Consider the following 227-nt stretch of genomic DNA (forward strand, 5'->3'; position numbering starts at 1 on the left):
GCCGACCTCGGCGCTGTTCGAGGTCCCCAGCACGCCGCGCCCGGCGAACTGCTTGGTCATCGCCGACTGCGAGGCGAAGTTGCCGACGCCCGCCGCCGTGTTGGTGATCGAGCTGACGTTCTGCGCGAAGGCCGGGGCCGACAGCAGGGCGAGGGTGGCGAAGCCGGAGAGCAGGGCGGTGCGGAGCATGGCGGGAGTTCCTTGTCGTTCAGGGTTTGGGAAGGGAG

At 70.0% G+C, this 227-nt stretch carries 1 protein-coding gene; it reads right to left on the reverse strand.

Annotation, left to right across the window (positions count from 1 at the left end; all coding sequences use genetic code 11):
- Positions 1 to 189 (reverse strand): hypothetical protein (locus EJ913_RS31405; protein WP_148125339.1); only part of this gene is annotated, 189 nt, incomplete at its 3' end.
- Positions 190 to 227: the final 38 nt, after the last annotated feature.

Source organism: Azospirillum doebereinerae, from assembly GCF_003989665.1.
GTDB classification, from domain to species: Bacteria; Pseudomonadota; Alphaproteobacteria; order Azospirillales; family Azospirillaceae; genus Azospirillum; species Azospirillum doebereinerae.